Raw genomic sequence first — 6658 nt, forward strand, 5'->3', positions numbered from 1 at the left:
ACGTTACAAAATTGTTTGTGAAACTGACATCAAAGCAATCTAGTTTTCTTTTATAAATATTTGTGTTAAATTTAGCCCTGCTTATTTTTTAGACCATTTCGAAAAGTCCAGGGTGGCAAAATAGTCGTCCGGGGTTTCTGCCCGGCGAATCAGTTCGGTTGTTCCGTCTTCTTTTAACAGAATTTCAGCGGAGCGCAGCTTGCCGTTGTAATTATAACCCATTGCAAAACCATGGGCACCGGTATCATGTAAGACGACTAAATCGCCGATGTCTATCTTTGGCAGTTTTCGGTCAACAGCAAACTTATCGTTGTTCTCACACAGGCCGCCGGTGACGTCATAAATGTGGTCATCGGGTTCATTCTCTTTACCCATGACGGTAATATGGTGGTAGGCTCCGTACATGGCCGGACGCATGAGGTTTGCAGCACAGGCATCAAGGCCGATATATTCTTTGTGGGTATGTTTTTCGTGAAGGACCGTTGATACCAAATGACCGAAAGGTCCCAGCACAAATCGTCCCAGTTCTGTGAAAATAGATACATCACCCATTCCCGCTGGGACTAAGATTTCGTCAAATGCTTTTTTGACACCTTGGCCGACCTCGTAAATATTGGTAGCGTCCTGATCGGGCAGATAGGGTATCCCTACGCCGCCGGAAAGGTTGATAAATTGAATATGGGCACCGGTTTCCCGTTGCAGTTCAACCGCGGTTTCGAAAAGTATTCTTGCCAGGGCTGGATAGTATTCATTGGCAATGGTGTTGCTGGCCAAAAATGCATGGATTCCAAAATGCTTGACTCCCTTACTAATGAGTGTTTTAAAACCCTCGGTCATCTGCTCTCTAGTAAAACCATATTTTGCATCCTGAGGGGTATCCATAATGGCATTGTTGATTACAAAATCGCCGCCGGGATTAAAGCGGCAGCTGATTGTTTCGGGGATTCCGGCTGTTTCTTCGAGAAAGTTAATGTGGGTGATATCGTCAAGGGTAATGGTTGCATTAAGGCTTCGAGCCAGCACAAAGTCTTCTTTTGGGGTGACGTTTGAAGTGAACATAATGTCATCATTTTTAAACCCCACCTTGTCAGACATTATCAGTTCGGTGTAGGATGAGCAATCGACACCGCAACCTTCTTCTTTTAGAATTTGGAGTATTGCCGGTGTGGGAGTGGCTTTTACTGCAAAGTATTCTTTGTAACCCTTATTCCATGAAAATGCCTCCTGAAGATGGCGGACGTTTTCCCGGATGCCCTTTTCGTCATAGAGATGAAATGGTGTTGGATAGTCCTTTACAATTTCTTTTAATTTTTCATAGCTAACAAATGTCTTTTTCATAATTTATTATTTCCTTTCGTTATTTCAATGAGTCTTATTTCATTTTTCATGGAGTCTTTAAACAAATCAACGAGATTCTGCTTCTGCGAATACAAACAGGTGGAGTGTTCCCCATTGTTGATATCGCCAGTGAGCACATTGGTTGAATCGGCAATCAGCCGGATCTGCTGGAGTGGCTGTTCCGTAATATAAACGGTGGCGCCTGCCAATCGAAAAGGTCCGTTGGTGATAATCACCAGCTTGATGCCTTTGGCTAAGGCGTTCTCAATATCAGGGAGGATGGATTCCAGTATTTGACCGGATACTGAAAGATATACCCTCTCTTTTGCCTCTAATATCGTATTTCGCAGCTTATTGAGAATATTGTTCTCGCCTTTTATGGTAATGTATCCTTCAACCACAGCTCTTTTTTCAGGCATGGTTTTGATCAGATCCAGTTTTGATTCCTGAAGTTTTCTGATTTTATTCTCGCAGAATTCCTCTATGGGAACCGGTGTATAGCGAATGGTCGCTTCTTCAATTACAAATGCCCCGCCCTTTTCCACCAGCGAAGCCAGGGATGTGTAGGCATTGGACCTGGCAATGCCAGTTGCCTTGGCAACCTCATAGCCATTCAAAGCGCCTTCCGAAATGAGGGTTAAATAGATGGCAGCCTCATGCCGGGTCAGGTCAAACTGTGTCAATCGTTCTATGATATCCATAAACGTATCAGTCCTTATTAGTTTTTTATAGTGTTCCTGCTTAGTAATACTATACAGTAGATTTAATTTTTTGTCAATCTTCAAATAAAAAAAGTCACCATTAATCAATGGTGACCGGGGTTTGTAGACAAGCATGTCCTAGGGACAATGGTAAATCGTTGTCGGCTGCATGATCGGACAAGCGCTGCCTGTTCGCCATGATGCCGACAACTGATGTTACGATTGTCCCCAGGACTTACGTTTCTATTTTATCGCTACTTGAGACTGTCGACAATTTTATTGTAAATTATTCTTCATAAAAATAAATACCGCCGTCGGCGTCAAGGGAGAAAATTTCAAAATCGGTGTAGAGCGAGCTTCCGAAGATATCATCAATCTGGAATGAGTAATAATAATCCCCTTCGGCCAGCAGTTCTTCATAGAGAACGGGGTCATTGTCAAAGACATACTCATCCCCGATATACATCCCTTCTTCGTCATTACTGAGATTGTAGGAATAATACATGGGCGTGATAATATCACCCTTCTTAAGCTTGGTAATCTCTTTTGCGGACTGACCGGTTTCCTCATCGATGCCGTCCCAGGCGCCAATAATTTTTATGGTGTACTCTTCCTCACTCACATAATCCAGTCGAATTCGGAGGTTGGTCTCCACATCATTGAGCATAATCGGTGAGGTATAAATGTTATAGTTATCGCCTTGTTCGACGATGTAGGACGCCAGAGGCTGACCGTCGGGAAGAGCAACCCAGTAACCGGTGAAATTGTCCTCAAATGAACCTGTGCTCCAGTCGGAGGTGATATTGTCATCCAGTCCCAACTCAATCAGGGTTTCACCATCTCCGGAATCCACAAAGACATCGCAGTAAACCGCATCCACATAGTTTAGTGTATCCGGAGCTATGGTGAATCCGTACATGCCCTCGGCATTAAGGGCTGGCGGAACCGAAAAGGAAATTGCCGTCTCTTCTTCACTGAAGTTATAGTCTGCTGTGGCTGAATCATCAAGATTTGACCAATAATCCGCACCGGCGACTGCCACATAGCTGTCATTCCAGTAAATAGAATCTGCGCCAAGCCAGTCGACATCGCTGTAATTATCAAAAGTACCGTTAGTGTCACTGGCATAAACCATTTTATCCACAAAAGACATATAATAGGGACTGACACAGACGTCCTTAAAAATTGACAGCTCTTCTGAACCCTGAATCGACAATGGGTAATAAATGGCCAGTCCATTGGAGTCGGATTTGTTAGTGCCGTTTTTCATATAAGTGACACAGTCCTTCAATGCAGACAGCACCTGATCGGTACCGGCCACATTAACCGAAACATTTTTCAGAATGGAACCGAGGTCCACCATGTTGGTATAACCCTCAGACTTATTGTTTCCCCCATAGTTTTCAGCGGATGTAATGCCTTTGACCATACCTGAAAGAATGGCAGTGTTGTCCGTGGAATGGTACATGGTCTCAGCGACATCATTAAAAGCGTAGACAAGCGCATCTATTTTAGAAAGATCAATGCAGGACAAGGTGACTTCATCGCCGCTGTCAATGGCTACACAAGCGTCATAAAAAGAATCCACCACCACCACTCCGAGATCGGCGCCGCTGGCTGTGGGATTTGCCCCGATATAATTGGCAATAGCCTTATAATCCCATCCGTAACCGGGCTCCAGTTCTTCGGAAGAGTACATATACCGGGCATGAGGGGCAATGACATTGGCGGTTTCCAGAGTTCCCATCAGACATGCGTCAAAACCGATAAATTCAAAAGAATCGGTCATGTTCGGACATACCGAGGTCAGGGCATTTTCGATTTCGATGAGCGAAAGGCTGTCGCTGTCATTCTGCTCATCAAAGCAGACTCCGGTAATACTGCCGCCGCCGTGATTCCAGAAGACCAGACCCATCTTTTCGGCGGGATAATTTTCGACGCCCCAGACAAGGAAATCTGCCAGAGTTTCCGCACTGCCCATGTTTGAGAGTGAGGTGTCATCGACCTCTTCTATTTCCTGATTTTGAATAACGAAACGCTGCATCCTGGAGTCATTTACAAGATCGTTGTCCCAGGCGTTTGAGCCCCCGGTCTGAACAATAAATTTTAATTTATCGGATTTTGAGGCATCCAGCATCTCCTGTAAATCCATGGTTGCCAGTCCCTCCTCGCTTTCCAGGTCGGAACCGCACATATAAACAAAAATGGTCCAGGTGCCGGAGGCCCCCATTTTTGTAGTTTCAGTTCTTGCAAGGCGCTGGATGTTCAAGGTTCCGTTAGTATCAACAACCATATCCGTACTCCGTTTGAGGGAGGTATCAAGACCTTTGTTTGTGTGGGTGCTGACCCCTCCGATATCATCCGAACAGCCGGTCAGAGCCATAATCATCGTCAGAACAACGATTAACACCAGTAATTTTCTTTTCATTTTGCAACCCTCTTCTGCTTTCATAATATTGCTGTTTACTGTCATTTATTATATAATAATTTGCTGCTTCTGTCAGAAAAAAGGATCCTCCCGATAAAAATCGGGCGGATCCTTTTCAAACTGTGATATCTAAAATTCTACCAATATAGGGGCTTGGGGAGTTATTTAACATGGGCACCGAACTGGTTTCCACCATTTTTACCATATCTGTCATTTGTTCTGTTCCAGTTTCCATGGCCATTTTCATTACTGATATACTGGCCTGTTGGGAAACCTGCATCTGGTTTAAGCCCATCGAAACGGCTGCAATATCCATCTTGATTCCACCTTTACAATTGACATAGTTTATATTATTACAATTGTATATCATTTATCAATAAATACAAGTATAATTTTTAGTATTGTATGGGTTTTATCTGTGATTTCTACTCCTCATCCCAGCGGTACTTTTTATTCTGGCGCAGCTTTTCGAGATCACAATTCAGGCACAGTCCGTTATGACAGCTTATTGCCTCTCCGCACTCATAGCAAAACCGCACCAGACCCTTCCCCAGAAGATCGCAGTGATCTTTCATGAAGGTGCAGTTTTTACCCCGGGGCAGGCATCCGGCGCAGTACTTTCTGTTAAAGCCCTGTTTCTTCAGATCATTTTTCATGGCCAGATAACTGACGCAGACCCCACAATTCATCCCGCATGGCGCAATGAGTTTTTCTTCCATCACCAAATTTCACCTCTTTAATTGTAAATGAGTTCCTGAATGACGATCTCCCTCGCCGCTGCCGTCATCTTATTCATATGTTGTGCCCATGAAAGGGGTTTTGCGTTCTTATCAGGAGCCGGATGTTTTACGAGCAGACAGCGGATAATCTGATCCAATCGATTCCGGGCTGATTGTTCCACGGCTGCCAGATGTTCATTCAATTTGCCCTGAAAAAAGAGTTCACTGAATAGCTCTTGCTTATTTTCTTTCAGATAATTGTATCGCAGCTCTTCGTACATCCCGACTCCCCGTCTCGTTTGGGTTAAGAGTTTGAAATTCCTTTCCTGATACTCTTCATCAAGATGATTCTCTGATTCCAAAGCTTTGAACGTGTTTTGATTCACTTTTTTTCTCCTTTAATTTGAATCTGCAGGTTTTCACTTTAACTGTCGTGCGTATTTTCTCAGCCTCAATGAGAAGCGTTTTTGTCAATCGCTCTATTATTACCCAAATATAACCGCAAATAAAAATTTATCCAATTTTAAGTTTATTTAAGTATCATGATATCAAAAAAATTAAATTTATAAAAATTATCAAATTTTGAATATTATTAAATCCAATCGCATTTCTTGCCCCTGGCTCTCCATATTATACTCCTGATAAGCATCCTTCGCATCGCCTAAAGCCAGGGATAAAATGACCGTCACAAGGCGAATTTAATAAAAATCAATTAATTACAATATTTTGCTTTACATCCTTGTTCCAACACTTAAAATGTGGTATCTTTAATATTACAAACAATTAAGGAGAATAGGATGTACGAAAAAGGAATTCAGACACGAAATCATCTTTATCAAACCGCAAAAAAAATTTTCTATGCCCAGGGCTATGAAAAAACAAAAATAAAAGATATTGTTGAAACGGCCGATACACCCATTGGCCTTTTTACCTATTACTTCAAAACAAAGGATAAAATTGTACAAGAAATATATTTGGAATACTATAAACAAATCGACACCTACCTCAATGAATTAAATATCAAGGGACTTGAAAATTCCATCCTTCATCACGTCGTATTGAGCCGCATATATTTTGACCGCATCCTCAGCGATGATAATAACCGGCGTTTTTACTATGAAATCTTAAAAAAGAAATCAAACTATCGAATTGCCGGTGACTTTATTCGCAACACCTACCGCCGTTACATTGACGAATATCATCTCGTCATCAGTGAAAAAGAATTTGATAACTTTCTCTTCATCGATTTTGGCGGGCGGCGGGATTACTTCCTGAATTATTTTGAAAAACCCCTTGATGATTCGGTTGACGATGTGGTATTTTTATTAAACGGCATTGTTCCACGGATGCTGGGCATCGACCAGCATGCTGTTACCACCCTTCTTTATAAGGGCATTCAAATCGCTAAAACCATTGACTGTGAGCCGATTCATTTTCTCTGGAAATAATTCATTAAAAAAAGAGGGTGTAAC

Annotated in this window: 7 protein-coding genes; 1 reads left to right on the forward strand and 6 read right to left on the reverse strand. The window is 42.5% G+C overall.

Annotated elements, in window-relative coordinates; genetic code table 11:
- Positions 1 to 81 precede the first annotated feature (81 nt).
- From AKG39_RS16625 to AKG39_RS16650, 6 genes are all read right to left on the reverse strand, one after another.
- Complete coding sequence (locus tag AKG39_RS16625) at positions 82 to 1338, reverse strand: diaminopimelate decarboxylase (RefSeq protein ID WP_050741527.1); 1257 nt, start codon at positions 1336 to 1338, stop codon at positions 82 to 84.
- Positions 1335 to 2039 carry a TrmB family transcriptional regulator gene (locus tag AKG39_RS16630; RefSeq protein WP_050741528.1) on the reverse strand — a complete coding sequence of 235 codons (705 nt, stop codon included), beginning with the start codon at positions 2037 to 2039 and terminating at the stop codon, positions 1335 to 1337. Before AKG39_RS16630 ends, AKG39_RS16625 begins: the two co-directional genes overlap by 4 nt.
- Positions 2040 to 2325: 286 nt before the next feature.
- Positions 2326 to 4467 (reverse strand): clostripain-related cysteine peptidase, encoded by a 2142-nt coding sequence (locus AKG39_RS16635; RefSeq protein ID WP_050741529.1) that lies wholly within the window; start codon positions 4465 to 4467, stop codon positions 2326 to 2328.
- A gap of 115 nt (positions 4468 to 4582) precedes the next feature.
- Complete coding sequence (locus AKG39_RS16640; RefSeq protein WP_050741530.1) at positions 4583 to 4783, reverse strand: YjfB family protein; 201 nt, start codon at positions 4781 to 4783, stop codon at positions 4583 to 4585.
- Positions 4784 to 4892: 109 nt separating this feature from the next.
- The gene (locus tag AKG39_RS16645) at positions 4893 to 5186 is read right to left on the reverse strand and encodes a DUF3795 domain-containing protein (RefSeq protein ID WP_083439635.1); all 294 of its coding nucleotides are present in this window, start codon (positions 5184 to 5186) and stop codon (positions 4893 to 4895) included.
- Positions 5187 to 5203: 17 nt separating this feature from the next.
- Positions 5204 to 5572 carry a TnpV protein gene (locus AKG39_RS16650; protein WP_050741532.1) on the reverse strand — a complete coding sequence of 123 codons (369 nt, stop codon included), beginning with the start codon at positions 5570 to 5572 and terminating at the stop codon, positions 5204 to 5206.
- 411 nt (positions 5573 to 5983) lie between these two features.
- Between AKG39_RS16650 and AKG39_RS16655 the strand changes: the two genes are divergently transcribed.
- Positions 5984 to 6634, forward strand: a complete 651-nt coding sequence (locus AKG39_RS16655) for a TetR/AcrR family transcriptional regulator (RefSeq protein WP_050741533.1) — start codon at positions 5984 to 5986, stop codon at positions 6632 to 6634.
- Positions 6635 to 6658 lie beyond the last annotated feature (24 nt).

Origin of the sequence: Acetobacterium bakii, assembly GCF_001263355.1 — a bacterium.
Taxonomy (GTDB): Bacteria; Bacillota; Clostridia; order Eubacteriales; family Eubacteriaceae; genus Acetobacterium; species Acetobacterium bakii.

Coding starts and splice junctions, on each gene's coding strand:
- AKG39_RS16625 (WP_050741527.1), bottom strand. CDS start 1,338: ATGAAAAAGACATTTGTTAGCTATGAAAAATTAAAAGAAATTGTAAAG.
- AKG39_RS16630 (WP_050741528.1), bottom strand. CDS start 2,039: ATGGATATCATAGAACGATTGACACAGTTTGACCTGACCCGGCATGAG.
- AKG39_RS16635 (WP_050741529.1), bottom strand. CDS start 4,467: ATGAAAAGAAAATTACTGGTGTTAATCGTTGTTCTGACGATGATTATG.
- AKG39_RS16640 (WP_050741530.1), bottom strand. CDS start 4,783: ATGGATATTGCAGCCGTTTCGATGGGCTTAAACCAGATGCAGGTTTCC.
- AKG39_RS16645 (WP_083439635.1), bottom strand. CDS start 5,186: ATGGAAGAAAAACTCATTGCGCCATGCGGGATGAATTGTGGGGTCTGC.
- AKG39_RS16655 (WP_050741533.1), top strand. CDS start 5,984: ATGTACGAAAAAGGAATTCAGACACGAAATCATCTTTATCAAACCGCA.